This window comes from Enterococcus sp. VV15 (assembly GCF_005236045.1).
Lineage (GTDB): Bacteria > Bacillota > Bacilli > Lactobacillales > Enterococcaceae > Enterococcus_B > Enterococcus_B durans.
Map to the genome: position 1 here is coordinate 24,668 of NZ_QPTY01000022.1, position 26,869 is coordinate 51,536.

At 36.5% G+C, this 26,869-nt stretch carries 29 protein-coding genes, 1 pseudogene and 1 riboswitch; of the genes and pseudogenes, 22 read left to right on the forward strand and 8 right to left on the reverse strand.

Going from position 1 to position 26,869, the window contains the following annotated elements; all coding sequences use genetic code 11:
- Positions 1 to 81 precede the first annotated feature (81 nt).
- From pflA to DVW83_RS09060, 3 genes are all read left to right on the forward strand, one after another.
- Positions 82 to 843: a pyruvate formate-lyase-activating protein gene (gene pflA / locus DVW83_RS09050; RefSeq protein ID WP_104661965.1), complete on the forward strand. Its 762-nt coding sequence runs from the start codon at positions 82 to 84 to the stop codon at positions 841 to 843.
- Between the two features lie 85 nt (positions 844 to 928).
- Complete coding sequence (locus DVW83_RS09055) at positions 929 to 1,855, forward strand: manganese-dependent inorganic pyrophosphatase (RefSeq protein WP_104661964.1); 927 nt, start codon at positions 929 to 931, stop codon at positions 1,853 to 1,855.
- A gap of 106 nt (positions 1,856 to 1,961) precedes the next feature.
- Entirely contained in the window at positions 1,962 to 2,828 is an 867-nt protein-coding gene (locus tag DVW83_RS09060; RefSeq protein ID WP_104661963.1) for a DUF1803 domain-containing protein, read from the forward strand.
- Between the two features lie 172 nt (positions 2,829 to 3,000).
- Here the strand turns inward: DVW83_RS09060 and DVW83_RS09065 are convergent, their stop codons facing one another.
- The gene (locus DVW83_RS09065) at positions 3,001 to 3,639 is read right to left on the reverse strand and encodes a hypothetical protein (RefSeq protein ID WP_174784273.1); all 639 of its coding nucleotides are present in this window, start codon (positions 3,637 to 3,639) and stop codon (positions 3,001 to 3,003) included.
- A gap of 142 nt (positions 3,640 to 3,781) precedes the next feature.
- A complete protein-coding gene (locus tag DVW83_RS09070; protein ID WP_005878182.1) occupies positions 3,782 to 4,324 on the reverse strand; it encodes a DUF2179 domain-containing protein in 543 nt (180 codons plus the stop codon).
- Between the two features lie 154 nt (positions 4,325 to 4,478).
- Here DVW83_RS09070 and DVW83_RS15495 point away from each other — a divergent pair, with 154 nt between their 5' ends.
- The 4 genes and pseudogenes from DVW83_RS15495 (at position 4,479) to DVW83_RS09090 (ending at position 7,583) form a co-directional block, all read left to right on the forward strand.
- A complete protein-coding gene (locus DVW83_RS15495; protein ID WP_238699394.1) occupies positions 4,479 to 4,868 on the forward strand; it encodes a hypothetical protein in 390 nt (129 codons plus the stop codon).
- A 4-nt stretch (positions 4,869 to 4,872) separates the two neighbouring features.
- Positions 4,873 to 5,634 carry an alpha/beta fold hydrolase gene (locus DVW83_RS09080; protein ID WP_104661961.1) on the forward strand — a complete coding sequence of 254 codons (762 nt, stop codon included), beginning with the start codon at positions 4,873 to 4,875 and terminating at the stop codon, positions 5,632 to 5,634.
- A 192-nt stretch (positions 5,635 to 5,826) separates the two neighbouring features.
- Positions 5,827 to 6,774, forward strand: a complete 948-nt coding sequence (locus DVW83_RS09085) for a LacI family DNA-binding transcriptional regulator (RefSeq protein ID WP_104661960.1) — start codon at positions 5,827 to 5,829, stop codon at positions 6,772 to 6,774.
- 96 nt (positions 6,775 to 6,870) lie between these two features.
- A pseudogene (locus DVW83_RS09090) lies at positions 6,871 to 7,583 on the forward strand (hypothetical protein).
- 96 nt (positions 7,584 to 7,679) lie between these two features.
- Here the strand turns inward: DVW83_RS09090 and DVW83_RS09095 are convergent.
- A complete protein-coding gene (locus DVW83_RS09095; RefSeq protein WP_123862477.1) occupies positions 7,680 to 8,342 on the reverse strand; it encodes a YitT family protein in 663 nt (220 codons plus the stop codon).
- 107 nt (positions 8,343 to 8,449) lie between these two features.
- On the opposite strand from DVW83_RS09095, the gene DVW83_RS09100 reads away from it, so the two are divergent.
- The 8 genes from DVW83_RS09100 to DVW83_RS09140 all read left to right on the forward strand — a co-directional run bounded on the left by DVW83_RS09100 (position 8,450) and on the right by DVW83_RS09140 (position 16,619).
- Positions 8,450 to 8,737, forward strand: coding sequence for a hypothetical protein (locus DVW83_RS09100; RefSeq protein ID WP_123862476.1), 288 nt, complete (start codon positions 8,450 to 8,452; stop codon positions 8,735 to 8,737).
- Between the two features lie 460 nt (positions 8,738 to 9,197).
- Positions 9,198 to 10,736, forward strand: coding sequence for an ABC transporter permease/substrate-binding protein (locus DVW83_RS09105; RefSeq protein WP_123862475.1), 1,539 nt, complete (start codon positions 9,198 to 9,200; stop codon positions 10,734 to 10,736).
- Entirely contained in the window at positions 10,733 to 11,698 is a 966-nt protein-coding gene (locus tag DVW83_RS09110; RefSeq protein WP_104661919.1) for an ABC transporter ATP-binding protein, read from the forward strand. The genes DVW83_RS09105 and DVW83_RS09110 overlap by 4 nt, the downstream gene beginning before the upstream one ends.
- Positions 11,685 to 13,004, forward strand: a complete 1,320-nt coding sequence (locus DVW83_RS09115; protein WP_104661920.1) for a dihydrolipoyl dehydrogenase family protein — start codon at positions 11,685 to 11,687, stop codon at positions 13,002 to 13,004. The genes DVW83_RS09110 and DVW83_RS09115 overlap by 14 nt, the downstream gene beginning before the upstream one ends.
- Before the next feature lie 47 nt (positions 13,005 to 13,051).
- Positions 13,052 to 13,156: riboswitch (TPP riboswitch) on the forward strand.
- Between the two features lie 79 nt (positions 13,157 to 13,235).
- A complete protein-coding gene (locus tag DVW83_RS09120; protein ID WP_123862473.1) occupies positions 13,236 to 13,979 on the forward strand; it encodes an ABC transporter permease in 744 nt (247 codons plus the stop codon).
- Positions 13,980 to 14,177: 198 nt separating this feature from the next.
- Positions 14,178 to 15,164 (forward strand): ABC transporter substrate-binding protein, encoded by a 987-nt coding sequence (locus DVW83_RS09130; RefSeq protein WP_104662081.1) that lies wholly within the window; start codon positions 14,178 to 14,180, stop codon positions 15,162 to 15,164.
- A gap of 11 nt (positions 15,165 to 15,175) precedes the next feature.
- Complete coding sequence (locus DVW83_RS09135; RefSeq protein WP_104662082.1) at positions 15,176 to 15,910, forward strand: ABC transporter ATP-binding protein; 735 nt, start codon at positions 15,176 to 15,178, stop codon at positions 15,908 to 15,910.
- Entirely contained in the window at positions 15,903 to 16,619 is a 717-nt protein-coding gene (locus tag DVW83_RS09140) for a TatD family hydrolase (RefSeq protein ID WP_104662083.1), read from the forward strand. The genes DVW83_RS09135 and DVW83_RS09140 overlap by 8 nt, the downstream gene beginning before the upstream one ends.
- Before the next feature lie 195 nt (positions 16,620 to 16,814).
- Here the strand turns inward: DVW83_RS09140 and DVW83_RS09145 are convergent, their stop codons facing one another.
- Genes DVW83_RS09145 through DVW83_RS09165 form a run of 4 tightly spaced genes read right to left on the reverse strand, consistent with a single transcriptional unit; the run spans position 16,815 to position 19,934 of the window.
- Entirely contained in the window at positions 16,815 to 17,435 is a 621-nt protein-coding gene (locus tag DVW83_RS09145; RefSeq protein WP_104662084.1) for a VanZ family protein, read from the reverse strand.
- Between the two features lie 33 nt (positions 17,436 to 17,468).
- Positions 17,469 to 18,662, reverse strand: coding sequence for an ABC transporter permease (locus tag DVW83_RS09150; RefSeq protein WP_104662085.1), 1,194 nt, complete (start codon positions 18,660 to 18,662; stop codon positions 17,469 to 17,471).
- 14 nt (positions 18,663 to 18,676) lie between these two features.
- Positions 18,677 to 19,552, reverse strand: a complete 876-nt coding sequence (locus tag DVW83_RS09160) for an ATP-binding cassette domain-containing protein (RefSeq protein WP_174784274.1) — start codon at positions 19,550 to 19,552, stop codon at positions 18,677 to 18,679.
- Positions 19,521 to 19,934, reverse strand: coding sequence for a GntR family transcriptional regulator (locus DVW83_RS09165; protein ID WP_104662086.1), 414 nt, complete (start codon positions 19,932 to 19,934; stop codon positions 19,521 to 19,523). Before DVW83_RS09165 ends, DVW83_RS09160 begins: the two co-directional genes overlap by 32 nt.
- A gap of 426 nt (positions 19,935 to 20,360) precedes the next feature.
- On the opposite strand from DVW83_RS09165, the gene DVW83_RS09170 reads away from it, so the two are divergent.
- From DVW83_RS09170 to DVW83_RS09195, 7 genes are all read left to right on the forward strand, one after another.
- On the forward strand, positions 20,361 to 21,824 hold the full coding sequence (locus DVW83_RS09170) for a helix-turn-helix domain-containing protein (protein ID WP_104662087.1): 1,464 nt from the start codon (positions 20,361 to 20,363) through the stop codon (positions 21,822 to 21,824).
- Between the two features lie 356 nt (positions 21,825 to 22,180).
- Positions 22,181 to 22,810 (forward strand): helix-turn-helix domain-containing protein, encoded by a 630-nt coding sequence (locus tag DVW83_RS15500; protein ID WP_238699396.1) that lies wholly within the window; start codon positions 22,181 to 22,183, stop codon positions 22,808 to 22,810.
- Between the two features lie 27 nt (positions 22,811 to 22,837).
- Positions 22,838 to 23,653 (forward strand): hypothetical protein, encoded by an 816-nt coding sequence (locus DVW83_RS15505; protein WP_238699397.1) that lies wholly within the window; start codon positions 22,838 to 22,840, stop codon positions 23,651 to 23,653.
- A 219-nt stretch (positions 23,654 to 23,872) separates the two neighbouring features.
- On the forward strand, positions 23,873 to 24,220 hold the full coding sequence (locus DVW83_RS09180; RefSeq protein WP_224784393.1) for an LPXTG cell wall anchor domain-containing protein: 348 nt from the start codon (positions 23,873 to 23,875) through the stop codon (positions 24,218 to 24,220).
- A gap of 33 nt (positions 24,221 to 24,253) precedes the next feature.
- Positions 24,254 to 24,856 carry a hypothetical protein gene (locus DVW83_RS09185; protein ID WP_104662088.1) on the forward strand — a complete coding sequence of 201 codons (603 nt, stop codon included), beginning with the start codon at positions 24,254 to 24,256 and terminating at the stop codon, positions 24,854 to 24,856.
- 195 nt (positions 24,857 to 25,051) lie between these two features.
- Positions 25,052 to 25,579: a hypothetical protein gene (locus tag DVW83_RS09190; RefSeq protein WP_104662089.1), complete on the forward strand. Its 528-nt coding sequence runs from the start codon at positions 25,052 to 25,054 to the stop codon at positions 25,577 to 25,579.
- 235 nt (positions 25,580 to 25,814) lie between these two features.
- Complete coding sequence (locus DVW83_RS09195; protein WP_104662090.1) at positions 25,815 to 26,720, forward strand: plasmid recombination protein; 906 nt, start codon at positions 25,815 to 25,817, stop codon at positions 26,718 to 26,720.
- A 38-nt stretch (positions 26,721 to 26,758) separates the two neighbouring features.
- Here DVW83_RS09195 and DVW83_RS09200 read toward each other — a convergent pair.
- On the reverse strand, positions 26,759 to 26,869 hold a 111-nt coding region (locus tag DVW83_RS09200), incomplete at its 5' end, for an aggregation-promoting factor C-terminal-like domain-containing protein (protein WP_446717768.1).

The window sequence follows — 26,869 nt, forward strand, 5'->3', positions numbered from 1 at the left end:
TCATTGTCCTTGCCCTCATCTTTTAGCTTTGCTCAGAAGAATATTTTTATAAAATGAAATCAAAGAAAAGAAGTGATCCCTATGGTAGAAAAAACAATTGGCTATGTCCATTCGATTGAAACGTTTGGTTCAGTAGATGGCCCTGGAGTTAGATTTGTCGTTTTTATGCAAGGCTGTCGCATGCGTTGCGAGTTTTGCCACAATCCTGATACGTGGAATATCGGTGGAGGAAAAGAATATACGGCAGATGAGATTTTAGATCAAGCTGAACGTTATCGTTCTTATTGGGGCTCAGAAGGCGGTATCACCGTTAGTGGAGGAGAGCCGTTGTTACAGATCGATTTCTTGATCGAACTATTTCAGAAAGCAAAAGAACGCGGCATACACACCACGCTAGATACATGTGGTAAACCTTTTACACGTGATGAACCTTTCTTTTCTCGTTTCCAAGAGTTGATGAAATATACTGATTTATTACTGTTTGATATCAAACATATCGATAATGAAGAACACAAAAAATTAACGCATTGGGGCAATGAAAATATTCTGGACATGGCTCAATATCTCTCTGAAACCGGTAAATCAGTCTGGATCAGACACGTGTTGGTCCCAGAGCGAAGCGACTATGATGAATATTTGATCCGCTTAGATGCATTTATCAAAACATTGACGAACGTAGCAAAAGTAGAGATCCTTCCTTATCACACGATGGGAAAATATAAATGGGAAACACTTGGCTTGAAATATCCTTTAGAAGGTATCGAACCACCAACAAAAGAGCGTGTTGAAAATGCCAAACGCTTGCTTCATACCGAAGAATACAAAGGATATCTTACAAAATAACGTGGGACGGAAAGGAAGATAAGTATTGCTTCTTTTCCGTTTTTTGCTATTATTAAATAGGAGAAATCACAAAGGAGCGAAAAAAATGTCAAAAATTTTAGTTTTTGGACACCAAAATCCGGATACAGATGCAATTGGAGCAGCGATTGCTTTCGCACATTTGCAAAATCAATTAGGTAAGGACACTGAAGCTGTGGCTTTAGGAGAACCTAGTGAAGAAACACAATATGCATTAGACTATTTCAAACTTGCTGCCCCTCGTGTCGTAGCTTCTGCAAAAGGCGAAGCTACACAAGTGATGCTTGTCGATCATAACGAATTCCAACAAAGTATTTCTGATATTGCCGATGTTGAGATCTTGTCAGTTGTCGATCATCATCGTATCGCTAATTTTGAAACAGCAAACCCACTTTACTATCGTGCAGAACCAGTTGGATGTACAAGTACGATCGTATTGAAGATGTACAAAGAAAATCAAGTGGCTATTCCGAAAGAGATCGCTGGGATCATGTTGTCTGCAATCATTTCAGATACACTGTTGTTCAAATCACCAACTTGTACACCAGAAGATGTAGCAGCAGCGAAAGAACTTGCTGAACTAGCCGAAGTTGAGTTAGAAGCTTATGGATTAGATATGCTAAAAGCTGGTACGAACTTAAGCGATAAAACAGCAGCAGTCCTTCTAGACTTAGATGCAAAAAGCTTCCCAATGGGTGAAGCAAATGTACGGATCGCTCAAATCAATACCGTTGATCTAAACGAAGTCATGGATCGCCAAACGGAGCTTGAAGAAGCGATGACTGATGAGATGGCTAAGAATGGATATGATTTGTTTGTACTAGTTGTTACAAATATTTTAGATAGCGATTCTGAATTATTGGTAGCAGGAAATGCAATCGATAAAGTCGAAGAAGCTTTCCAAACAAAATTAACAAATAATCGGGCACTATTGAAAGGCGTTGTTTCTCGTAAGAAACAAGTTGTCCCTCAATTGACAGCGGCATTTAACTAAAAAATGATCAAATAGTGGCCAATGAGTGAAAAGGTGGGATGAAAGTCAACGCGACGATTCTCCTGCCTTTTTTATTCAATGAGAAAACAACGAAGAAGGGAACTAAATGAATTATTTCTATTCAAATAGCAAGAAAAAAAAGCTAGGAAAAATAATCGAGCAACCTATTTTTTCAGAATTTGTGGCATATATGTATGAAAATCAACAGCACGAAATTATTTTAAGAGAACTAAAAACAAAATTTCCTCAGAAAAAATTCGAACATTTTTTAGATCAATTGATTGAAGAAAAATTGGTGCTCCGTGAAAATAGACGATATATGTTGAATTTTCCGATCTTCAACAATGAAAAAGACCTTACTGAAAGTCAAAACATCACAAATGAACTTCTGCCACAACTGCGGGAATTATCACAAGAAGAACAGCAATTAGCTATGGGAGAAGAGGTTTGGCGTTATTGTTTTGAAGGTGAAGAAGATTATTTTTATGGAACAACTGCGGATATTCTTCTTGTCAACAAAGTAAGTGCTGGAAATGAAGAGTATCAGTTTATTTCAGTGAACCATGAGAAGGACTTACCAGTCACCTTGGCAAATTATTTCTACATTCAGAAAGAACAACTACCAATGCCAAAGAATTTTACGGACTTAGCACATACCATCGGTGATGTGAACGAATCCTATTTCTTCGACCAGATCGAGGTCATCTTAGAACATATCCAAAAACAGAAATACAAAAAACGCCGTCCAAGCATCTTTTTTGATGCACTTGTTTTATCGGCTACTATAGAAACAAATGAAATCGAAGAAATACGATTACCAATCTTTCATCCAAGTGAAGAAAAAATCGTTTGCCCTGTTTTGGACACCAAGATCGTTCCAGCAGAACGGGCATATATAAAAAGAAAAGTATATGAATCTTTGATTGCAAAATTATCTTTGACTGACTACTCTTATATTTTAGAAAAACGATAAAAGAGGTCGAGACAAAAGTGTTTCTTACTTTTGTCCCACGCTCGTTTTTTTCGAAATTTCCGAAAAAACTGACTTTTGGACACCGTTTATTCGAGAGTCTGTAGCAAAACTAATTTTTAGATTTGTCCCAGACACTATAAATAAAAAAGGCGGGAGCAGAAGCAACTCCTTCTTACTTATCGGAGTTGATGACTTCTGTTTCTGCCTCTTTTTTTACTTTCCACATCATCCACCCAAGACTCAACATGAATAACAAATCTATAAAGTTGCTGGTGATTTGAATATTTTCTGGGTCAAAGGTTGGTGCTAACGCTAGAATAAAGAAAGAAAACATGCTATAACCAAAACAAAAAAGTGAGACGAACTGGATATAACGCGGTAACTTTAACTTTTTAAAAATCAATGAGAAAATAAAATAGGTGAAAATAGATAAGATGACGACTAATCCATTGATTATAAAAACGGATAATGAGGACTGATTAAACGAATAAAAGAAAACACTGATCAAAGAAAGAACTTTCAATGCAGTGAAAACTCCGGCAGCCTCATTCATCGTCCCTGGCAATTGGTAAAATACATAAGCTTGAAAGTAAACAGAAAACAAGAAACCGCACAGCGATGAAAGAATCAATAGATAAGGGAATTCTTCTATCTGAGCAAGTTCAGAGTGGTCCGATAATAACCAACCGAACGCATTGCAGGGAATACTAGATGTTTTCAAACAAGCGTAGCTTAAAAATAGGATAGTAGTTAATAAAACAAAAGTAGAGCCTGTCAGTAAAAATCTGGTGGTTCTTTTTTTTATATTCATAGGTTCTCCTGAAAATAGATTGATATGAATATAATAACAAAATGATGAGTATATGTCGATAGGTTTTAATCAAAATGAAAAGAAACGACTAATAGGAACAGACTAATTTCATTTTATTTCTTTTGATCGTTAAAAGAAACGCTCAATGCGATTGACGTTTACGTACTTTTTTCGTCCAAAATCCACCAGAAATGTATTTTGGTTCATAAGAGATGATAAATGCTCGTGCTTCGATTTCTTTTATCAAATGATAAAGTTCTCTTTCATTTTTTCTAGGAGAAAGAATTTCTAGTACAACACGTTCTCCTTCAAGACCCATAGCGGAACTTTGAGTAACGCCATACCCGTGTTGTCGTAAGATGAGCGGTAGATGTTGTTCTACTGTACTGCTAGTTGGCAAGATCGTAGTGACCATGATATAACCTAGTGCTAACTTGTCTTCGATCAAGATGCCAACGCTGATCCCAACAGCATAGCCTAGGGCATAGACAAATAGATTCAAAGGATTGTCTAGACGGTCTAACACAAGAGATAACCCGAGAATATAAATCGTGATCTCGACCATGCTGACTAATGGGGCAATCAGACGGTACCCCTTCATTGTTAACATAAAGCGTAGCGTATTAAGTGTGATATAAGCAAAATTAATAAAAAAAATCATCAGTAACATACGTGTATCGACCATAATAATCTCCCTTCAGTTCGTTCTAAAGTCCATATTATCCTAAAAATTATAGAAAAAATTAAAAAATGAGTTTTAAAATGCACAAAAAATGATAAAATGATTATAATTCAATTATAGAAAAATATAATACAGGTACAGGAAGATGGTGATAGAAATGAAAACAATCAATCGAATAATCAGTATAACTCATATAGCTAGTATTGTCGCTTGTGTATATCTCGGTGTATATTCCATACAAAAACCGATCGAAACAAACGATCTACTATTCCAAATATCGTTGACTGATGGATTGATTTTAAGCATTTTTTTGTTTGCAACCATATTTATCGGAAATATTTTCGGAAGTATTGCAAGTTTCTTGAATTTCTCGATTTATCCTCTTCTTTCTTTAGGATTAGGTGTGACAGGAATTTGTGCACTTCTTTTATTTTCTAAATCTTTTAATTTATTTTTAATTTTATTTGGTATAATCAGTTTATTCCAAATTGTAGTTAATATCTGGCTATTATTTCGGTATGTGACACTTATGAAGATAGGGGAGTAAACACTTGAGTCCACTCATATTGAAACGAAAAGTAAAAAATATTCCACTTCTAGAGGTCGTATTGGAAGAGTTAAGAGATGAAAAGATTCCGATAGTCATCTATTATCATGGTTGGCAAACCAGTAAAGAACTTGTACTGACACAAGGAAGAAAATTTGCCAAGAAGGGCATTCGTGTTTTATTACCAGATGCGATGAACCACGGTGAACGAAAGCAGCCAGTGTCTTCTGTCCCATCCTATACTTTTTGGAGTAGTATTTATGGGAATTTATTCGAATTTAGTACATTGATCGAACATTTAGATAAAAGAGGATTACTCCACGAAAAGGTAGCGGTAGGTGGTGTATCGATGGGTGGGATGACCACTTGTGCCTTGTTGACTCGACATCCACGTTTGGTTGGCGGTATCTGTTTGATGGGGTCACCAGCACCGATTCAATATGGAAAAGAAATCCAAAAAAGAGCAAATGAATACCATTATAAATTGCCCGCAGATTACTTTGATTTGATTTCTTGGGTCGAAAAATACGATTTGTCCTTACATCCAGAAAAATTAGCTGGACGCCCATTGTATTTTTGGCATGGTGAAAAAGATGAAAAGATCCCATTTGCCCATACGAAAGAATTCGTTGATGAAAACCGAGATACAGCTTTTGGTGAGAAGATCGTTTTTCGGTCTTCTATAACCGAACGACATATGGTGAAGGTACCTTTGATGGAAGAAGCTGCTGATTTTCTAGGTAAGATGATGGATAAAATAGATTGAGGATGCAACAGTTTTATCTATAAAAGAATAGCACAAATAAATCGAAATGCCATTTCTTGGTCTAGATATGGATTTCGATTTATTTGTTTGATCTAAGTTGCTGTATTTTTGATTTTTTGCATAATTACGGATGGAAATTTGCTATACTATTCTTAATGAATAAAACGTTTTTATCATGGAGAGGAGTTTTTTATGCCGACTTTAGCCGATGTTGCCAAAAAGGCCAATGTTTCCAAAATGACTGTTTCCAGAGTGATCAATCATCCTGAACAAGTAACAGACGAACTGAAAGAGTTGGTGTTTTCTGCAATGGCAGAACTAGATTATCGCCCGAATATAGCTGCTAAAGCACTTGTTTCAAATCGTTCCCAAATAATCAAATTATTTATCTTGGAAGAGATCGATACCACCGAACCTTACTATATGAATTTGCTGATGGGAATCGCAAAGTGTATCGGAAAAGCCCATTACTCTTTACAATTAGTGACAAACGATGCCTTCGATGTAGGTTCCTGTGACGGCTATATCATTACTGGTGTTAGAGAGAAAGATTTTGATTGGATCGATCGTTTGGAAAAGCCTGTGGTATTGTTTGGCGAAAACCGTTTTGGGTACGACTATGTAGATAGTGACAACCATTATGGAACGGCAAAAGCTACACAATATGCGTTAGATAACGGTTATCAGACGATCGTTTATATTGGTATCGATGAAGATGAGCCTTTTGAGTTATCAAGAGAGAACGGCTATCTTTCCATAATGAAGGATCAAGATCTTCCATCTAAGATTTTACGGTTTCCGAATCATTCAACGATGGCTGAAAATTATTTGACAGAAAATTGGCAGGATTTTCAAGAAAAAACTTGTTTCATTTGTAGTTCAGATCGATTAGCCCTAGGTATCGTCAGAGGGATCACCAAAGAAAAAGGGCGAATACCAGATGATTTCGGCGTGATTGGCTTTGATGGTGTATTTCTTGATCAAATCAGTTCCCCAAAATTGACTACAGTGAAGCAAGACATTGTTCGAATGGGAGAAGTATGTGGTGAAATGCTGTTGAAAAAAATTACTGAAAAAGGTGAGAGTCAAGGATATCGTCGTTTTTTCCCTGAGTTGATATTAAGAGAAACAACTTGCTGAATGAGAAAGTAGTGGATTTTAGAAGAGGTTACTATTGAAAACAACAAATTTATGCTATTATTTAGAAAAGCTCCATTGATGAGAAGGATGGTTTAAATGAAAGAAATTAGACGAAAGCATTTTCGTTTTCCCGCCTACGATGATGTAACAGGTGTAAAGCTACCGAAAAAAGAAAAACGTGTCTTGTTTGATGGACATGATGAGTTATTGACAGAAATAACAAAGCAACCAATGTTTGAACCAATGCAAGAATTCCATTTTGCAGAGGATAGTGAAAAAGAACAACGCAAACGCCGCAAAGTAGGTCATTCCAAGAAAACAACTGTCGTCAAAGAAGATTTGGAAAAATACAAAGAACATCTGCCTGATTACACAGGACACAACGAAGTGGGAAAAACGTTACCGAAGACCCAAAACCGGTCATTTTCAACGACTAGATCTTCGAATGAAGGACGTACGCAAAGGACAACGGAGACGCATAGAACTAGAAGAGAACGTTCTTATTTTGTGCCAAAATATGTCCCAGCGTCGATTATTTCCGAACCGAAAGAGCAGACGATTCCAGATAGCGAATTGATCCAATCAATGAAAAAAACGGAAGATTCTTATTTATTATTTGATAATGAACAAGTACCTTATCAAGAAAAAAAGTAGATGAACCTTCTGTCAAACCTTTCCATAAGGTAGAAAAGAGCACGCCAGAACAAAGTAAAAAAGAGCGTAGCCACGGTATTTTGGAACGATCTTTACAAGGATTGATCGAAGACCAAGGGAATTCGTTAGGTGAAAATAGTTATTTCAAAAAATAAAAAGAGGTCGAGACAAAAGTCGGTTAGGTTTGAGAAATTGGAAAGAAAAACGAACAATACGTTTTTTGTATTGCTCGTTTTTTTTTTTTTTGAAAATCAGTCAAATTGTTCGGCAGAATCCAATCCTTCAAATGGTTTAGGGGATGTTCTCTTGAAAATTTTGAATGAAAGTGGTATCTCCAGATACTTCACTTTGTTCAAAGTGTATGAGAGGATCGAGCAGCTGATCAATGTATAGAAGAAATGCCGCAGGTCCAAATAGAGTAAGGAAACGACTAAGATACTAAAAGTGATCAAAAATAAACTTTTTCCGATTTTTATCTGAAAATATTTTTCAAATGCTTGGTAGAGGATGTCTGTTCCGCCAGTACTTCCACCAAAGCGAAAAACAAGCCCACAACCAATCCCAGAAAGGAGCCCAGTCATCAGACTATTCACCAAAAGATTCTGCACCGCAAAATGTATATGAAGACTTTCCCATGTACGCAAAAAGAAAACCAAAGCAAAAGTACCAACAATTGTCCGTAAAAATGCTTGCTTTCCAAAAATGAACAATGAGAAAAGTAATAAAGGTAAATTGATCATCAAGGAAGTGATAGATGGAGCAAAGCCAAATAAATTATTTAATAAAAGTGCGATACCAGTAACGCCGCCATCTGCTAACTTTGATGGAATATTGATCCCTGTCACGGCTAAGCTGTAAAGTGCAGCTCCCAGAGTAATGCCAACTAGATCAATCAATAAATTGTTTTTTTTCATGTCTAACCTCTTTCCTTTTGAAAATTTTCAGCAACTTCTTTATTATACTGATAGATACTTATTCTTCAATAGGAAAAATAAAAAAATAGTCAGAAAGGGGAAAAAAGATGCGTGCTGCAGATTTGTTGACAGTTTTATCAAATCCACCTAAAAAAAAACCTTACGAAAGCATCGAATTAACAGTCAACAGTCGATCCTATCCTTTGACTGGTGTCGAAATAACTGAAACTGGGCAATGCAATTTTTTATTTACCCAAGGGCAAAAACAACTTCCGATGAAAGAACTATTGGTTTTTTTGATGAAAAATCGTGAGAAAGAAATCTTTTATCAAAAAGATAAAGAAAAATTACCTTTATATGGAATAAAAGAGAAGGATCAACAGTTGATCATTTAACAAAATATTTTTATTTTATTTAGGAAATAAGGGGAAAAGTACAACGTTTATGATCTCAAAACAACTGATTGTTACATTTTTAGTAAAAATAGCTGGTTTTCCAGTATAATAATCGTTGAACATGCCAGTAAAAAAAATCTCCCCCACGAGGTCCAATATTTACTGGCTGTTTTGATTTATATTCGATAATCGCGCACTTTATGTCTTAGAACATAAGGTGTGTATTTTTTTGCTTTTTTCTAAACAACTATCTTCAAAGAAAGAATACGAGGAAGTCGGAAGAAATTTTGAAGAGGCACGGATAAATGTATACTTTTTGTACCAGATTCTCTTCCCGTAAATGGAAATGTTTGAGGAAAGCAGAAAGTATTTATCCGTACTGCTTTTGTACGAGGTCAATTTAGTTGGGGAATTGTTGTTCGTTGTTTATACTTGAATTATAGCTAGAAAGGAAGGTCTTATGAATAATTTTATACAAACGCTCAATGAGCGAAAAGGTGAGTTACTGACAGCTACCTTTCAACATTTATCCATATCACTGATTGCGTTGTTGATTGCGATTTTGATCGCAATACCAATTGCTATTTGGTCAGTCAACCATAAAAAAATGGCTGAAGTACTACTACAAACGACAAGTGTTCTTCAAACAATTCCTTCATTAGCGTTATTGGGGTTGTTGATTCCATTTGTCGGGATCGGTACTTTGCCAGCATTGATCGCTTTGGTCATCTATGCGCTATTACCGATTTTTCAAAGTACGTATATTGGTCTGAGTGAGATTGATCCGTCAATTGAAGAGGCAGCTCGCGCATTCGGTATGTCTAGAATGAGGCGGCTGATCAAAGTAGAACTTCCTATTGCGCTTCCTGTCATTATTTCAGGTATTCGAACAGCTTTAGTGTTGATCATCGGTACGGCTACATTAGCAGCTTTGATCGGGGCTGGTGGTTTAGGAACATTCATTTTATTAGGGATCGACCGTAATACACCTGTCTTGACGTTGATTGGCGCGATCAGTTCAGCGTTACTAGCCATTGTCTTTAGTAGTTTGATCCGACTTCTGCAACATTTAAAGCCTAGATACACAGTGATTACATTGATCGTTATCCTGTTAGGAATCGGTGGTGCTTCATTGGCTCAAAGTGAGATATTCAAGGAAGAAAAGATCACTATTGCTGGTAAACTTGGAGCGGAGCCAGATATATTGATCGAGATGTATAAGGAACTGATTGAGGAAGAAACAGATACTAAAGTTGAACTGAAACCTAATTTTGGTAAAACAAGTTTCTTGTTCAGTGCTTTGGAGAATCAACAAATCGATATTTATCCTGAATTCACAGGAACTGTTTTGGAAAGTTTAGTGAAGGTTCCTGACAGTTTAAAAAATAAAAAATTAAATGAAGAAGAAACCTATGAGCAAGCCAACACCTTATTGAATGAACAATTCAAGATGTGTTTGTTGCAACCGATGGCTTACCAGAATACCTATGCACTAGCAGTTAAAGCCAGCTTTGCACAGGAAAATGGACTAAAAACGATTTCTGACTTGAAGAAAATAGAAAATCAGATCAAAGCAGGATTTACGCTAGAATTTATTGATCGATCGGACGGTTATAAAGGCATTCAAGAAACGTACGGATTGGATTTTCCAAGTGTACAGAGTATGGAACCTAGTCTCAGATACCAAGCAATCAATAATGGTGATGTGAACATCGTAGACGGTTATTCGACAGATAGTGAATTGAAGCAATATGGGTTAGTCACCTTAGAAGATGACTTAGGCCTGTTTCCAGCTTACCAAGGGGCACCTTTGATGACCACTGAATTTGCCGACACACATCCGAGTATCGTTAAAGCACTAGAGAAACTTTCAAACAAAATCACTGAAGAACAGATGATCGACATGAACTACCAAGTAAACGTGGAGAAAAAACAACCTGCAGAAGTTGCTCATGCATTCTTGATAGAAGAGGGACTACTGAAGGAGGAAAACAAATGACAAAACTGATTGAATTTCATAAAGTTCAAAAAAAATATGGGGACAAATACGCAATTAAAGAATTAGATATAGCAATCGAAGAAGGGGAAATCTTTGTGCTCGTTGGCCCTTCTGGTAGTGGAAAAACGACTTCATTGAAGATGATAAATGGTCTTTCTTGGCCTACTTCAGGTGAAGTCTCTTTCAAAGGGAAAGCATTGAAAGACTATGATCTGCAAAAAATGAGATGGAATATGGGGTACGTACTACAGCAAATTGCGCTGTTTCCGAATATGACGGTCAAACAAAACATTGAAGTCATTCCAGAAATGCTAGGTTGGGAAAAAACAAAAAGGGAACAGACGGCAGATCGTTTGTTAGAAAAAGTTGGACTTGACCCCACTAGCTATAGAAACAGGATGCCTCAGGAATTATCAGGAGGAGAACAACAGAGAATCGGGATTATTCGAGCATTAGCAGCAAATCCAGAGGTGCTTTTGATGGATGAGCCATTTAGTGCGCTAGATCCTTTGTCGCGGGCCTCTTTACAGGATCTGGTATTGTCTTTGCATCAGGATCTAGGAACGACGATCGTTTTTGTTACGCATAATATGGATGAAGCAATCAAACTAGGAACAAGGATAGCGGTAATGAAGGATGGAGAGTTGATCCAATGCGAGACACCGGGACAATTACTGACCAATCCGAAGAACGAGTTTGTGCGAAGCTTTTTTGATGATTCTCTTTCTCAAAAAGAACAAACCGTAAAAGAGATCCTCTTGGCCAAGAATTACACAAAAGGAATCAGCGAAAAAGATCGTCCTGTAGTTCAATTTAATACGCCATTGAATGAAGTTTTTGCATTGTTGGTTGATCATGAATCTGTAAATATTCAGGAAAATGAACGTATTTCTGGTGAAATCACGAGAGGAGATATGTTTGCTTTTCTAAGTAGAAAGGAAGAAGACAATGAAAAAGTATGATGCGGTCGTCATCGGTTCAGGGGTGGCTGGGTTAAGTGCTGCGTATGGGTTGAAAGCGGCAGAAAAACAGGTGCTTGTCGTGGAAGAAAACCTTTGGGGGGGAACTTGCCCAAATAGAGGGTGTGACCCGAAAAAAATTCTATTAAATGGTGTTGAAGCAAGAAAAAGAATCGAACAACTCATTGGTAAAGGTTTCTCGGATGTACCTCCTGTTGATTGGGCAGAATTGCAAGCATTCAAACGAACATTCACAGATCCTGTTTCTAAAAATCGCCAAGAAGAACTAGCGGCTGCAAAAATCGATCATTTATCTGGTACTGCTCAGTTTATCGATCTACAAACGATCAAAGTGGGAGAAGAAACCATCACTGCTGAGCATTATGTCCTTGCGACTGGGCAGCGACCAGCTATTTTACCTATTGAAGGAAAAGAATTTCTGCAAACTAGTACGGACTTTTTAGCGTTGGAAAAATTGCCAAAAGAGATTATTTTTATCGGTGCAGGTTATATTGCATTTGAATTAGCAATGATTGCTCATGCTGCTGGAAGCAAGGTAACGATCGTTCATCATAATCAGCAACCTTTAAAAGGATTTGAAGAAGAGTTGGTCAACAGTTTAGTTGAGCAAATGCAAAAGGCAGGGATCATTTTCATTTTTGATTTTGAGTCACAGCGTGTCATTCAAGAAGCATCTACGTATCGTCTTGTTTCAAAAGACAAAGAGTTACAGGCAGATGCAATTTTCGTTGCTACTGGTAGAAGGCCGAATATTGAACATCTGCAACTTGAGCAGGCAGGTGTACACACAGTGAAGCAAGGAATCGTCGTCAATGAGTATTTACAGACAAGTAATCCGAATATCTTTGCATGTGGGGATATTATCGCAAAAAATGAACCCAAACTAACTCCTGTTGCGACGTTTGAAGGGACTTATGTTGCTGATTATTTAACGGGGAAAACAGCACCTATCCACTATCCGGTAATCCCAACGATCGTTTACAGCAGTCCGAAGGTGGCACAGGTCGGACGAACAAAAAAACAGGCAACTGAAAAAGACCAAGTGATCGATGTATCAATGACAGATTGGTTTACCTACCATCGAGTAAACGAACCTCTAGCGAAGGCTCAACTTATCTATGATGCGAATGATTTTTTAGTTGGTGCTGCTGTTATCAGCGAACAAGCAGATGATTTGATCAATGATCTAACTCTATTGATCAATCAAAAAGTAAAAAAAGCAGAGCTAGATCAATGGATTCTCGGCTATCCAACTTTAGCTAGTGATCTTTCCTATTTGCTGAAGTAAAGTACCTTGTTACTAAAAATAAGTTGTGTTACACTAAACAAAAATAAAGATTGTTTCTGGGGATGTCGTCGACGACATGAGAGTAAGTTGTGAACTTAGACCCATCGAACCTGTCAGTTAACACTGGTGAAGGGAGAAACGTAGTAAACGCTTGAAGTTGGGGTTTCTATGTTGCACCCGATTTCAGGCGTTTTTGATGTGCCCTTGAAACATGTGAAAAGGAGGGGAGAAATGAAGAAAAAAATTTATCCAGTTGTAAGCATTATTTTCTTATTAGCCCTTTGGCAACTATTCGTAAAAATCTTTCAAACGCCTGCATTTATTTTACCAAGTCCGCTGAATGTTCTTTCAGCTCTGTTCGCAGATGGGGCTACGCTCGTTTATCATTCTCTCGTAACGTTAGAAGAAGCAGTCATCGGTTTGGCCATTGCGGCCTTACTTTCTTTTGTGACAGCTATTGCTATGGACCACTGGCAAATTTTCAAAAATTCTTTGTATCCACTTTTAGTCGTCTCACAAACATTACCGATCATGGTCCTTGGACCGCTTTTGGCGTTATGGTTCGGATTTGGGCTGTTTCCTAAAGTGATTTTAGTTATTTTGATGAGCTACTTTCCTATTGTGGTTGCTTTTGCCGATGGGTTAAGTAAAGTTTCAAGTGAGCAGATCAGCTTTTTTAAAACAATGGGAGCGAATGAATGGCAGCTGTATCGGATCATCAAGATTCCGCAAGGATCAAATGATTTCTTTTCAGGATTGAAAGTAGCTGCGACCTATTGTGTAAGTGGAGCAATCGTTGGAGAGTGGCTAAGTGCGCAAGCGGGTTTAGGTTATTATATGATTCGTGTAAAAAATAGTTATCAAATTGATAAGGTATTTGCAGCTATTTTTTGTGTGATCATCCTAAGTCTAATGTTAAATATACTCACTGTACTGTTAAAAAAAGGATATTACTATATCTTATATCGTTCATAAAGAGGCTGGGACAGAAGTGTTTAACTCCGAGAAATAAGAAGAAATTAATGAAAATTGCTTTTCAAATTTTTGTGGATTTCGGTTTATTTAAGAAGGAGTTGCTTCTGCTCCTACCGTTTATCCGTTTTTAAAGAATGAGGCAAAAGTGTTTCTTACTTTTGTCCCACGCTCTTATATTGTTTATAAAAGGAGAAAAAAATGAAAAAAATTTGGTTACTCATTCCTTTATTATTTGCTTTAACAGCTTGTAGTACAGGATCAAAAGCAGCACCGGAAGAAAAAGGATTAAAGAAAGTTACAGTAGTACTTGATTATGTGCCGAATACAAATCACACCGGTATCTATTTGGCAAAGGAAAAAGGGTATTATAAAGATGCAGGCTTAGATGTGAAGATCATCGAACCAGGGGATGATTCAACGAGCATCGGTCTAGTCGGTGCAAACAAAGCTCAGTTTGGTGTCAGTTATCAAGAGGATGTGACATATGCACATGTGGATGGTCAAAATATTCCCGTTAAGGCGATCGGCACGATTATCAAACATAACACATCAGGATTTGTTTCGCTAAAAAATAGTGGAATCAACTCACCCAAAGACTTTGAAGGAAAAACGTATGCAGGGTGGCAAAGTCCAAGCGAAGAAGCTGTACTGAAAGCCACGATGAACAAAGAAGGAGCAGATTTTTCTAAATTGACGATCATTGGCAGCAATGGTGAAGGCCCTCAAAGCTTGGGGAAGGAAGCAGATATCCAATGGTACTTTGAAGGATGGGATATGATCAAAGCAAAAGAGTTGGGGATCGACTTGAATTATATGCCTTTAAGAGAATTGGATAAACGGTTAGACTATTATACTCCGCTGATCATCACGAATGATCAGATGATCAAAGAGGACCCTGATACAGTCCAAGCGTTTATGGATGCTACTAAAAAAGGCTATCAAGAAGCAATGGAAAATCCTAAAGAAGGCGCAAAAATCTTACACAATTACGCAAGTGACTACGAACAAACCTTTTTAGATGCTTCACAAGAATTCTTATCGAAAAATTATACGGATGATCCTGCTAAGTGGGGAATGATGGATGCAAAAGTATGGGATAACTATACTGACTTTATGAAGGAAAATGGTCTGATCAAAGAGAAAATATCTGCGAAAGAATTATTTACGAATCAGTTTATCGAATAGGAGAAGGAAGCATGTCGATAGAAGTTGAACACCTCAGCGTAACCATCAACCAACTTGAAATTTTAAAAGAGATTGATCTGTCTATCCCCAAAAATACATTTACGTCGATCATTGCTCCAAGTGGTGCCGGAAAATCAACTTTATTGAAAGTGTTGACAGGAATTCTGGAACCTTCCTCTGGCAAAATTCTGATAGATGGTCAAGAAACAAGTAAGTTGAATACACTATTTAGTTATATGCCACAAGAAAATATGCTATTGCCATGGCTAAGTGTCTACCAAAATGTGACGTTATATCAAAAAATCAACCATAAGACAATCGATAAAAAACAAGTGTTGGATGATTTAGCACTTTTTGGATTAAAAGACTATCAGCATTTTTTGCCACCGCAACTTTCAGGTGGGATGCAGCAACGGACAGCGCTACTGAGAACAATGCTAAATCCGGCACCCTATCTTTTATTAGATGAACCATTTGGCTCGTTGGATGCGATGACGCGATCACAGATGCAAGATTGGTTACTTTCTCTTCCAGAAGAAATGAAACGGACAACTATTTTAGTCACCCATGATATCGAGGAAGCAATCTATCTTTCAGATCAGATTTTTGTCTTGTCGCCACGACCGGCGAAAGTTCTGACCACTATCAAGATTACATCGGTGGAAAGAACACGTGCATGGCTGATCGGTCAAGCTGCTTTAAAACAAGAAATCTACCAATTATTGGGAGGTGATTCGATTGCTTAGTGATGCGCATTGCCATTTGGAAGGAAACCAAGAACTTGCAATACTCCAACAAGAAAATGATGTCTTGACGATCATCAATTGTGATTCTCCCAAGGAATGGCAAAAGAATCAGCAATTAGCTGTTGGTCGTCATCAATATCTAAGTTTTGGTCTCCATCCCTGGAAAACAGAAGACTATACTTTTGAAGAAATCTATCCTTATCTTCAACAAGCAGCCATCATTGGTGAAATAGGGCTTGATCGTGTTTGGACTAATATTCCTTTAGCGCACCAAGTCAAATTATTCCGAAAACAACTAGCGTATGCCGCATTAACGGATAAACCAGTTGTTTTGCATACCAAAGGATGTGAAAGAGAGATATTGACGTTCATCAAAGAATATCCAAATCGCTATCTTGTTCATTGGTACTCTTCTCTGGAATTACAAAAGGAATATATCGAAGCAGGTTGCTATTTTACGATCGGTGTTGATTTAAAAATAAATCAGGCAGTGCAACAACTAGCAAAAGGAGTCCCTTTCAATCGTCTATTAGTCGAAACAGACGGATTAGGGGCGATCGAATGGGCATTAGGGACTCCTGCTCCTACAAAAGAATACTTAATGCTACTTGAAGACCATTTCCATCAGATCAGTAAAATTAGGGAAGTTTCTCAAGAAAAGTTAGAGAAACAAGTTCAAACGAATTTGTTCGAGTTTTTAAGGATTTGAACAGGCTTATGATTTCTTTTTGTTGAGCCTATGCAATGTACTGTCCTTGCATAACGAGTTGATTTTGACAGAGAATTTTTAAGTCAAAATGGTGCTCTTTATCAAAAATGATTGCAAAAAAAGAGTCAAACTTCTGTTCGCTGAATTGCGAATGATGAAGTTTGGCTCATTCTTTTTCTTAGAAATTCTGAAATCTTAAAAGAAAGTCACCAGACCGCCCAATATAAGAATCATGATTGGCAGATAGCGTGGTTTAGCAGGCGAACTTTCCTTGTTGGTAGTAAAAATCTTGGCCAATAACCAATAACAAGCAAAGCCACAGACGCCACCAAAGGTATTTGCGAGCAAATCATTGATATCAGTTGCTCGATACAAGGTAAACAGTTGGCTGATTTCAATCGCAAGCGAGGCACAAAAGACCAACAAACAAGTATTTTTCAGCTTTTGAAAAACTGGGCTAATCCAAGGGGCTAAAAATCCCACAGGCATAAAAATGAGGATGTTCAAAATAAAGCTACGGGAAAAGCCATCTGCGAGAAAGCCCCATTCGATGTTAGGATTGAAAATTTTCTCATCTAAATCATGCAAGCGGAAAAATTCCGCTAAACTTGGGGTACCAAAGATATTTGTTAAGGCAATCACCCAAAAAAAATACAAGCAACATGATGCCAGGCTGACGCGCAGTTTTTGCTTCCAACTGGCGTTTACCAACGAGAAGTACAAGGAAACGAGCAAAACGAGCACGCCCAAGATGCTGAGTGGACTGATAACAAATAAGTCCAAAATTGAGTCCAGTAAAGAAAGCTGTTGTTGCATCACGTCATCCTCCTTTAAGGGTTATTTTGGATACTAACGCGCCAATCTTTGAGCTTTAAGTGAGCGGAAAAAGCGCTTGATGCTGGAAAAGAAAACGACCACAAAACAAATCCCGCCACAAATGACAATTATAGTAAGTGTTGTCATCATCGTAGTCATAAATGACACTTCAAAGTTGTACTGCAAGCCGCTCAGATAATAAGGCCAAGGATTTTTTATGGCAAACACTAAGACAAAACTTGTGAGTACGGTCATGAAAAGCCAAATTTGCCAACGTGATTCAGGTGTTAAAAGATACTCGCTTTCATGTTCCAAACTGATGACCTGGAACTTGCGATATGCCCAGTAGATGAAAGAAACACTGATAAGTAAAAACAACAGGCTCATATACCAATGTCCAGTCGTTTTGCCGATTTCAAAAATAAATAAAGTGTTGAAGTCGAAATCACGTAAAAAAGGTGAGTACATCATGGTGACAGTATACAAAAGACCATTTACGGCACTTGGGATTTGACATAAAAAAATCAAAAAGACAAACCAAGTCAATGGGCCAAACACCAAATTACCTACCATTACTCCAACAAAGACACTTAGGCAAAAGAACACCATGATCAACGAAAAACTATTCACAACAGAGGCGAACATATCTCCTAGACTCGCATTTAAGTACGGTTGTGGGATTCCTAAACGAAGAATCGCCAGATAGAGTAGTTGACCAACGAAAATCGTTGCTAAAAATGGTAAGGCAAGGTAGAGCAGCTTTTTGGCGAATAATTCTTTCCGACTGACAGGTAAGCTAAATAAAAAGCGTGTGAAATGGGTTTTCAGATCGACAAAAAATAAGCAAAAACCAACAAAAGAGGCTAAAAAAAGTGCGAACAGTGTAGCTACGTTGCTCGATTGGTTGAAATAAGTTTGATTTGGGTCGTTTTTTTGCGATATTTTGTCTGAAAAATCATTTTTATGGTAGACATATAGTTGGTGTTCGATATATTTTTCAAATGAAGCGTAGGGAATCTGTTCTTGTTTTTTCTCATCCAAATAAGTGTAGTACTCCGGATAGGCGTTAAAATCTGCTTTTAATTCTTTGTCGGTAGTTAGATAGCGCTCGTTATCATGCCAATTTTTAACATTACTCCAAGCATTGAAGGCAAACATGAGTAATATCAAACCAATCAATGGCAACAAGATTTTACTGTAACGCGTGAGATAGATATTTTTTACCATGTGATTCTTCCTTTCTAGCGGGGCATTTTTTCTTTTAAGTTAGCTTCGAATAAATCTTCTAAACTTAAGGGCAGTTCTTCAAATAAAACTGGTTGAAGTGTTTGGATCTTGTTAGCCAAATCTTGATTAAAATCTTCAAAAATCGCAGTGATGACACGTCCTTGAATGGTCAATAATCTTGAGTGTTCTTTGACAAGTGATGGGATTTTTTTTGTTTTGAAAACCATTTGGATTTTTTTAGCGGATTCTCGCATTTCTTCCAGACGATAATCTTTAATGATGGTCTGATTTTTCAACAACAAGACACGATCAGCTAAATTTTCAAGTTCATTTAAATTGTGTGAAGCAATCAATGCGGTGTGCTGATTGTCGCTGATATGTTCTAATAATAAGCCGATGACTTCTTTGCGTACAATCACGTCCAAGCCATCAAAAGGTTCATCAAGCAATAAAAAGCGCGCGTTTGAGCTGATGGCTAAAATCATGTTAAACAAACCTTGCATACCTTTTGACAAGCCGTGATAATTCACGTGCAAGGGGAACTGATGCGAGCCTGTCAATGTAAGAAATAAATCTTGGTTAAAATTCGGATAGGCAGTACGGTAAAACTGATTGATCGTTTTCAACGTGTAGGGTGCTAAAAAATTTTCTGCTTCATCAATGTAAAACAATTCTGATTTTGACTGTGTTGCGGTCAATAGCGAGATACCATCAAGTTCGATCTCTCCTTTGTTGGGTAAATATTGACCGGTTAGTGTACGAAACAAAGTGGTTTTGCCAGACCCATTACGACCAATCAAGCCGACGATTTCGTTTGCTTTAAGTTCAAAATGAATGTCGTTGAGAATTTGTTTACCTTCAATCATTTTTGAAAGTTTCATGACTTTCATGTTCAGGACCTCCTAAGGCTGCTTGAGTTTGTTTAATCCAAGTAATGAGTTCTTGTTCTGTAACTTTTAGATGTGTTGCTTCGATGACCAGATCGTTCATCTGGTCTTTTAACTGTGCAATGCGAAGTTCATCGCGCGGCAATTTTGCAAAATCTTTGACAAAGGTTCCTTTGCCTTTGATTGTGATTAAAACTTGCTCGGATTCCAAAACTTTGTACGCTTTACTGACTGTGTTAGGATTCATCAACTGTTGTTTTGCCATTTCACGTACTGAGGGGATCTTGTCACCGGGCTGTAAAATACCTTGGAGAATCGCTTCTTTAATGCTAAGCATCAGCTGTTCGTAATAGGGTTTGCTGCTATTTTTATCAATCGTAATCATGGCGTTGCTCCTTCCATTTGATACCGTACCCTCGTGTACTGGTATACATAGTACACTAGTGGATGTAAAGTTTTTTTCTAAAAAAGTTTCATAGAATACTGGACGATAAGGCAGAAATTTGAAGTGAATGATGCCGAAGCGTATTAGTTCGTGAAGCGAGAAGAGGTCGAGACAGAAAGGTCGGCAGCTGAAACGGTTTTATTCAGTTTTTTATAATAGAAACTAATTTGAAATAGTTATATTTGTTATTAATAAATTTAGGACTGTTATTCAAACATAATTGTACACATTGGTGTAATTATAAAATGATTTTTAATATTACTATGTTTATATTTTAATCTAGTTATAGACATCTTTCGTTTAGTAAATTAAAATTGAATTATGGGGGAGTAATAAAATGACAAATAGTTCTATCAGGAGGGGAAAATGAAGGAAGTATTAAATAAGCAGAGTTTGAGACAACTCGCTTTATTAGAGTTGTTGTGGAACAAAGAGTGGGTGACAGTTTCTGAAATAGTCAAGGAAATCGGCGGGGTTGAGAAAACGATCCGCACAGATATCAAACAGCTAAATGAGATCATTGAACCATTAACAATAGAGACATCCTTTAAACATGGCGTCTTTTTAAATAAAGAAATGTGTATTTCTAAGACACACCTGTATGCGCTCTTTTTACAAAAGAGTGTTGAATGTCAGCTACTTGAAATGATTCTTTTTAATCCCCATATCACGAAAGGAGAAGTGTGCGATCGACTGTATATTTCTGAAACACAATTGAATCGATTGCAAGTGAAACTAAATAAAGGGTTTGAAAAATATGGCATAAAAATCACCACTGACTTAACAATTGTTGGGGACGAAAGGAATATCCGTAAATTACTTTCAAGTCTATTTTATGAGAAATATCTTTCCCCAGACCATTTTTTCAAAGAAAAAGAATTTCAATTGATCGATCAGGTGATCCGAAAATTCTATAAAGCAAATACGGCGATCATTGCTGCGAACAATCAATATCATTTTTTATTGAATAAAATGCGTATGAAAATACTTGTGGCGATTTATCGTTGTAAATCAGACTATTTTTTAGAGCAAAAGCAACATTTCTTCGATTACACGATGATTACTGAAGACAAAGAATTGAATAAACGGTGGCAAGTTGTCTTTGGAATCTCATTGACAGAAAAAATTTTGCATAACATTTTTGAACATTATTATGCTCCTTTTAAAGTCACTGAAACCTGTCTTGAGTTAGGAGCGAGCCAGTTTGCTTTAAAGACTAGACTTGAACAATTGATTGGTATGATTTGTCAGCAACTGAAAATCGAATGCCGAAACCAAGATGCTTTGATCCATGCAATTTTATGGAGTAGTTTTCTAACAGTTGGTCCAAGTTATATTTTACACAATACGAAAGAAGAATTCGTGTTGGAATCATTGAGAGATAAACAAGCTATCGCCAGTGACTTACAAAAATATTTTGCCGACATTTATTCTGACCTATCCCTATCTGCTGAGGATAAAAATAATATACTTTACCAGTCTATTTATACATTAGTGACCCAATGGCATGAGTTTCGCGTAGAGATTCGTAAGACGATCATGAAAATCAAAGCAGCATTACTACTAGATGCGCCGGAAGAACATATGATCATGTTAAAAGAAGAAATCGAATATCACTTTAGAAATATGTACAAAGTAGATATTTTATTACCAGATGATCCAATCACTTTTTCCCGCTTGAATTGCTATGATTGTATTTTAACCAATTTATTAAATATAGATGAGCTGGGAAAAGTAAGCGTGATTGGTATACCAAACTATTTTGGAGAAGAGTTCATAAAAAAATTGCATCTTTTTTTTAATAGTAAAAAAAATGAGCGAAGGATTTAAAGCAACGCTTTTGACATAGGTCGTGGGGAATAGAAGAATAAATAAGATACATAAAGAGATACGTTCAATCAGGCCTATCTCTATTTTTTTTGAGTTTTTTTCTTTGACACGATTTTTATGTATCCTATTTTTATTATTTGAAAAAAACAGATGAAAAAAATGCAATCCCAATTGGAGTTATTCATAAATGGTCGACTAGGAAATGTAAGAAGTCTTGACATAGAAAAAACTAAACTGTAACGTTGCTAATGTTATTTTACCAGGCGCTCGGTATATTACGGTTATTTTTAGGCGAGCGGTTGTGCTAAAAATTATTTTAGAAGAGTTTTTTCGTTAAGACGAGAGGTGGAAGAAAAATGAGAGAAATATTAGACGGGCGCTTGAAACGTCAATTAAATATTTTAGAGATACTTTGGGAAACAGAATGGATCACGACTTCTGAATTAGCAGAAAAAGCTGATAGCTCGGAGAAAACAATCCGAAATGATCTTTCTCAAGTGAATGAGATGATTGCTCCGTTGTCTATTGAAACCTCTTTTCGATCAGGTGTCATTTTAAAGAAAGACCTGATGACCCCAAAGTCATTTATTTATTCTAAGATACTCGAAAAGAGTTTAGAGTACACACTTTTAGAAACAGTATTTTTTGGAATTGTCCATTCTAAAGAAGAGTTAAGTGACATCTTGTATGTTTCAGAAACACAGGTGGCACGTGTCATTAACCGTATCAACCATGAGTTACGCTTTTTTGATTTTCAAATAACTAAACAACTGGAAATTGTCGGTAATGAGGGAAACATTCGGGATTTTTTTGCAGTCTATTTTTCGGAAAAATATAGTTTGCCTGAGAAGTTGATCCAGAAAGACGAAATCAATTTGATCTCAGATATCATTGAATTGTTTATTAAAGAAAATATGATCTGGGCAATCGTATATAATGACAATCATCTATTTTTAGGAAATATAAAATTCCAATTATTTGTTTGATTAACCCGCTTGAAGCAAGGGTACAAGATGCCCTCAGATATTATTCCGTTTAGTTTTTCACATCTATCAAACAAAAAGAAAATAATTACCAATATACATAATATATTTGATGTAGAAATCAAAGAAGAGAATCTTCCACAATTATTCTATGAATTTTATCAACCAATCCATCCCACAGCACGATTCAATTATGAAGGAATCGATATTGATTCTGTAGCGATCAAAAACGAAATCAAAGCTGTCATCACTTTACTAGAAGAACAGTTCCATCTCCTTTGCGAGAATAAAGATAAGCTTGTTCATGATATTTATTGGACTACGTTAAGTGCTGCTAGGCCAACTTACGTCCTACATAATAAGAAGGCAGATTTTTTTGAAAATACGTTGAGAGATAGTCCAGATTTGATCAATGCATTAAGAGATGAGTTCTTTGATATTTATTTTTCGTTAGGAAATCCGTTTCTTTCTTATTTGGATGAAATGATCCATCAATCTGTTTTTAAATTGCTTACTTCCTGGTCTGAGTTATGGGTCCAAGTAAGAGCCAGCAAAGTCAGCATAAAGGTCGCCCTTTTATTGGATAGTTCGTATGATCACATGAGGATGCTGAAAGAAGAAATCCAGTTTTATTTTAGACACAATATCAAAATAGAGATAATGAATCCTTCAACGAGAATCCAAAAAGATTATTTGCAAAAGTTCGACTGTATTTTAACAGATATCTATTCGCAAGATTATTTTGGTATTCCTACCATTGGTATCTCAGACTATCTTGATGAAGATGTGATCAATAAATTAGTTGATTATTATCACACTAAATTGAATGCAGGAGCCAGAGTATGAACAGATGAGTGCTCAAGAGAGAGTAATTATGATCTGGATGACTGACGTTCTGCTGAAGCGTTTTTTATATTTTCTAACAGCGTGATCAAGTGAGTTTTTCGTCAATTTACCAACCTATCGGTAAAACTTGGTTTTAATTATTTTTCGCTTTTTAGCATAATTATAGATGTGGAAGTTGCGTCATTAAGTAATGGAGGTGAGGAATAAATAAAAAAATTTTTGTATATTTTGACAGGTATTATACTAATCAATTTAGGTATTACAACAAACTGTCATGCGCAAGCTACAGATACACAAAATGTTCGTGTCGAAGCAACGATAGGACCATGGGATGTCAGTTCAAACAATCAAGGAAATGGCGCTGGAACAAAAGAAAAACCAACTATAGCAATTCCACCATCTGATTCAGGTTCTTCTGCAAATCTTCCACAAACTGGCGTAAAAAAACAAGGTCATATTCTAGCAATCGGATTGCTGCTTTCTATTTTTTCGGTAGTGATGTTTGTCACTGTGAATCGGGAAAAAGACAGTTGGGTCAAAGTAGGTATCGCTATCAGAACGAAATAATTCACTATTTCAATAAGGAGAGAAAAAAGAAAAATGAAAAAATTGACAAGTATGATTCTTTTATCGTCTGTTTTACTAGGCGGTTTGGCTGTCGGAACGATGAATGCTAGTGCACAAGATTTAGGTTGGATCCCTGGTCAACCAGATCCTTCACCAGGACAAACGATTAAAGGTGAAGACAATGCAAGCGTTGCAGTTTCTGGATGGGTCGGAGAATGGACGCCAGTAGATCCAGAAGATAAAACTTATGTAGATATCACTGTTCCAACAACAGTTCGTTATGCGAATGCGATGTCTGAAGACGGAAAAATTCTTCCAGATATCTTATCTCCGCTATATACGATCACCAATAATTCAAAAGTACGTGATGTGATGGTTGAGGTATCAAGTTTTTCTGAAACAGGAAATTCAGGTGTCAAACAAGACTTGTTCTTTACACCAGTCAATGAAGCAGGCGTACGTCTGCAAAGTGCTGCAGGACAGTTCTTAGATACACCGACCCATTTAGCGACTATCGGTATGGGACAAAGTAAATATTTGAAATTCGAAGGTGAGATCGCTGAAGGATTCAAAGCGGATGAAGTCATCAAACCTTCTTATACAATGACGTTCAATTTTACAGCTTTAAAAAATTGAGTTGACACCAAGTAGTTAAATATAGCATAGAGTTATTTTGGAAACCCGTGATCAGGTGTTTTCGCACATATTTTTTAGGTGAACAACGAGTCGATAGAGCAGTAAGATTACTCGAAATGAACATCAACTTAAAAATGTCAGTATTTATAAAAATTAAAATAAAAGCAACAACTTTCAGCAACGACAGAGAAGGGAGTGTTTAAAATAGCACATAGTAACAATGCAACACAAGACAAGAATAAAAAAAGAACATATATCCTCATAGCTCTAGTAGTGTTGTTTTTCGCACTCGGAGTTGGTGGATACTATTATTTTAATCAATCTCCCCCAAAGGTCGTTACTGGACTTCCAGAATTAGACAAGAATATTTCTAAATTGAACAACGACGATCTATTGAAATTGATGCAAACTGAAGTTGATAAAGACAATATTCGGATTACATTAAAACATGAGATTGAAGTAGACAAGAACGGGAAAGCAAATGTCGATATTCGTAATAGTGGAGAGAATGCGTACAATATCCAAGTAGAATATTATTTAGCCACTAATCAGAAAAAATTGTATGTTTCAGGGTTAGTACCGCCAAATAATGGAATCGCCTCTGTTCCTTTTGAAAACATACCGAATAAAGGGGAGCATACTGTAAAAATCTATTATAAAATGTACGACAAACAAGAATTGATCAACACAACAACGATTGATGGAACCATAATCGTAAGTTGATGATTCAAAATAATGGGTAGCATAGACTTTGGGGTAGTTCTAGTACACATTGATTGCTCATTTTGGCTAATGATTAAAGAGGATTTCTTTTGGGGAAGAAGTCCTCTTTTTTATGGCAAGGCGGCTTATATTTTTACCTAGAGATAGGAAGATATAGGTTTGTTTTTAAGATCGATATTTCATAAAATAAGTATATAAGTAATTTGATGTTAGAGGAGGGAAGAAGATCAAGCTAATTAGTTTAGAAAGAAAAAATTATCGTTTTTATGAATTAGAAAAGGTTCAAATCCACAATCAAAGAGAAATTTGCGAGTCACTGATCGTTCATTCTGAAAAGACCCTTTTGAATTATGATGTCTTGAACAAAAAAAATATAAACTATAAGAAAGCCATTAAACGTCGGTTGACGCATCTATCTGCATCTAAGTCAGTCTGCTCTAATTGGACAGTCTTGGTTGAATGGCGTGTCTTGTTCGAGGAGTACTCTTTACAAAAATTATCAAGTAGAGAAATGAAATTATTCTTTTTACAAGTCGTACAGACATTTCAAAAATTTTATGGTATAGCAAATATTATTTATGCAAGTGTACATTTTGATGAAGAGCAACCACATCTACATATCGGTCTGATTCCAATGAAAGAAGGACGTTTGAATTCTGCTCAAATGATCACTAAATACAAAAAGAATGAGTTGGAAACTGAACTTTCTTTGAAGCTTGAGATGATTCTCAAACAAAAAAAGGCCGCAATTTCTGGAAACAACACATCCAGAGCACATATTTCTTTAAATACGAATAGTCAGCGTTTAGAATATAAACAGCTTTATGACAAAATCGTGAATACATCTATTTTGCCCTCAGAAATTGGAATAAAAAAACCAGAGCAGAATAAACGAGATCCGCAGAGCAAGTTTATGAGAAAAAAGAATAAAACAATAGAAGAATTTCAAAAAGAAAATGATTATTTGGAATATTTAGTAAAACAACTAAAAGCAGAAAAAAATTATTTAGTGAAGGTCATTCGAGAAGCTGAAAACAATATCCAACAATTGGAAAAGCAATTGTTTTCGACCCAAGAGACCAATCAGAAAGTAACAAAGTTTCAACAAAAAAAATACGCAAAAAAATTGGCTGAAACCTAAGGATTCCCGCCAATTTTTTTATTTTCTATTTGTACTTCTTAGTACCAACCGTTAGCTAACCAGAATGCTTGGGCAGCATCCCATGAACCATAACGTGAAGTAACATATTGATCGGCTACACGTTCTTGATTAGCAGCAGAGTAGTCACC

What these genes read in the sequence shown, in the direction of transcription:
- DVW83_RS09100 (WP_123862476.1), top strand. Translation starts at nt 8,450, where the DNA reads ATGCGTGCTGCAGATTTGTTGACAGTTTTATCAAATCCACCTAAAAAA.
- DVW83_RS15505 (WP_238699397.1), top strand. Translation starts at nt 22,838, where the DNA reads ATGCCCTCAGATATTATTCCGTTTAGTTTTTCACATCTATCAAACAAA.
- DVW83_RS09145 (WP_104662084.1), bottom strand. Translation starts at nt 17,435, where the DNA reads ATGCAACAACAGCTTTCTTTACTGGACTCAATTTTGGACTTATTTGTT.
- DVW83_RS09115 (WP_104661920.1), top strand. Translation starts at nt 11,685, where the DNA reads ATGAAAAAGTATGATGCGGTCGTCATCGGTTCAGGGGTGGCTGGGTTA.
- DVW83_RS09110 (WP_104661919.1), top strand. Translation starts at nt 10,733, where the DNA reads ATGACAAAACTGATTGAATTTCATAAAGTTCAAAAAAAATATGGGGAC.
- DVW83_RS09165 (WP_104662086.1), bottom strand. Translation starts at nt 19,934, where the DNA reads ATGATTACGATTGATAAAAATAGCAGCAAACCCTATTACGAACAGCTG.
- pflA (WP_104661965.1), top strand. Translation starts at nt 82, where the DNA reads ATGGTAGAAAAAACAATTGGCTATGTCCATTCGATTGAAACGTTTGGT.
- DVW83_RS09130 (WP_104662081.1), top strand. Translation starts at nt 14,178, where the DNA reads ATGAAAAAAATTTGGTTACTCATTCCTTTATTATTTGCTTTAACAGCT.
- DVW83_RS09095 (WP_123862477.1), bottom strand. Translation starts at nt 8,342, where the DNA reads ATGAAAAAAAACAATTTATTGATTGATCTAGTTGGCATTACTCTGGGA.
- DVW83_RS09055 (WP_104661964.1), top strand. Translation starts at nt 929, where the DNA reads ATGTCAAAAATTTTAGTTTTTGGACACCAAAATCCGGATACAGATGCA.
- DVW83_RS09170 (WP_104662087.1), top strand. Translation starts at nt 20,361, where the DNA reads ATGAAGGAAGTATTAAATAAGCAGAGTTTGAGACAACTCGCTTTATTA.
- DVW83_RS09070 (WP_005878182.1), bottom strand. Translation starts at nt 4,324, where the DNA reads ATGGTCGATACACGTATGTTACTGATGATTTTTTTTATTAATTTTGCT.
- DVW83_RS09160 (WP_174784274.1), bottom strand. Translation starts at nt 19,552, where the DNA reads ATGAAAGTCATGAAACTTTCAAAAATGATTGAAGGTAAACAAATTCTC.
- DVW83_RS15500 (WP_238699396.1), top strand. Translation starts at nt 22,181, where the DNA reads ATGAGAGAAATATTAGACGGGCGCTTGAAACGTCAATTAAATATTTTA.
- DVW83_RS09120 (WP_123862473.1), top strand. Translation starts at nt 13,236, where the DNA reads ATGAAGAAAAAAATTTATCCAGTTGTAAGCATTATTTTCTTATTAGCC.
- DVW83_RS15495 (WP_238699394.1), top strand. Translation starts at nt 4,479, where the DNA reads ATGAAAACAATCAATCGAATAATCAGTATAACTCATATAGCTAGTATT.
- DVW83_RS09060 (WP_104661963.1), top strand. Translation starts at nt 1,962, where the DNA reads ATGAATTATTTCTATTCAAATAGCAAGAAAAAAAAGCTAGGAAAAATA.
- DVW83_RS09105 (WP_123862475.1), top strand. Translation starts at nt 9,198, where the DNA reads ATGAATAATTTTATACAAACGCTCAATGAGCGAAAAGGTGAGTTACTG.
- DVW83_RS09085 (WP_104661960.1), top strand. Translation starts at nt 5,827, where the DNA reads ATGCCGACTTTAGCCGATGTTGCCAAAAAGGCCAATGTTTCCAAAATG.
- DVW83_RS09185 (WP_104662088.1), top strand. Translation starts at nt 24,254, where the DNA reads ATGAAAAAATTGACAAGTATGATTCTTTTATCGTCTGTTTTACTAGGC.
- DVW83_RS09135 (WP_104662082.1), top strand. Translation starts at nt 15,176, where the DNA reads ATGTCGATAGAAGTTGAACACCTCAGCGTAACCATCAACCAACTTGAA.
- DVW83_RS09065 (WP_174784273.1), bottom strand. Translation starts at nt 3,639, where the DNA reads ATGAATATAAAAAAAAGAACCACCAGATTTTTACTGACAGGCTCTACT.
- DVW83_RS09150 (WP_104662085.1), bottom strand. Translation starts at nt 18,662, where the DNA reads ATGGTAAAAAATATCTATCTCACGCGTTACAGTAAAATCTTGTTGCCA.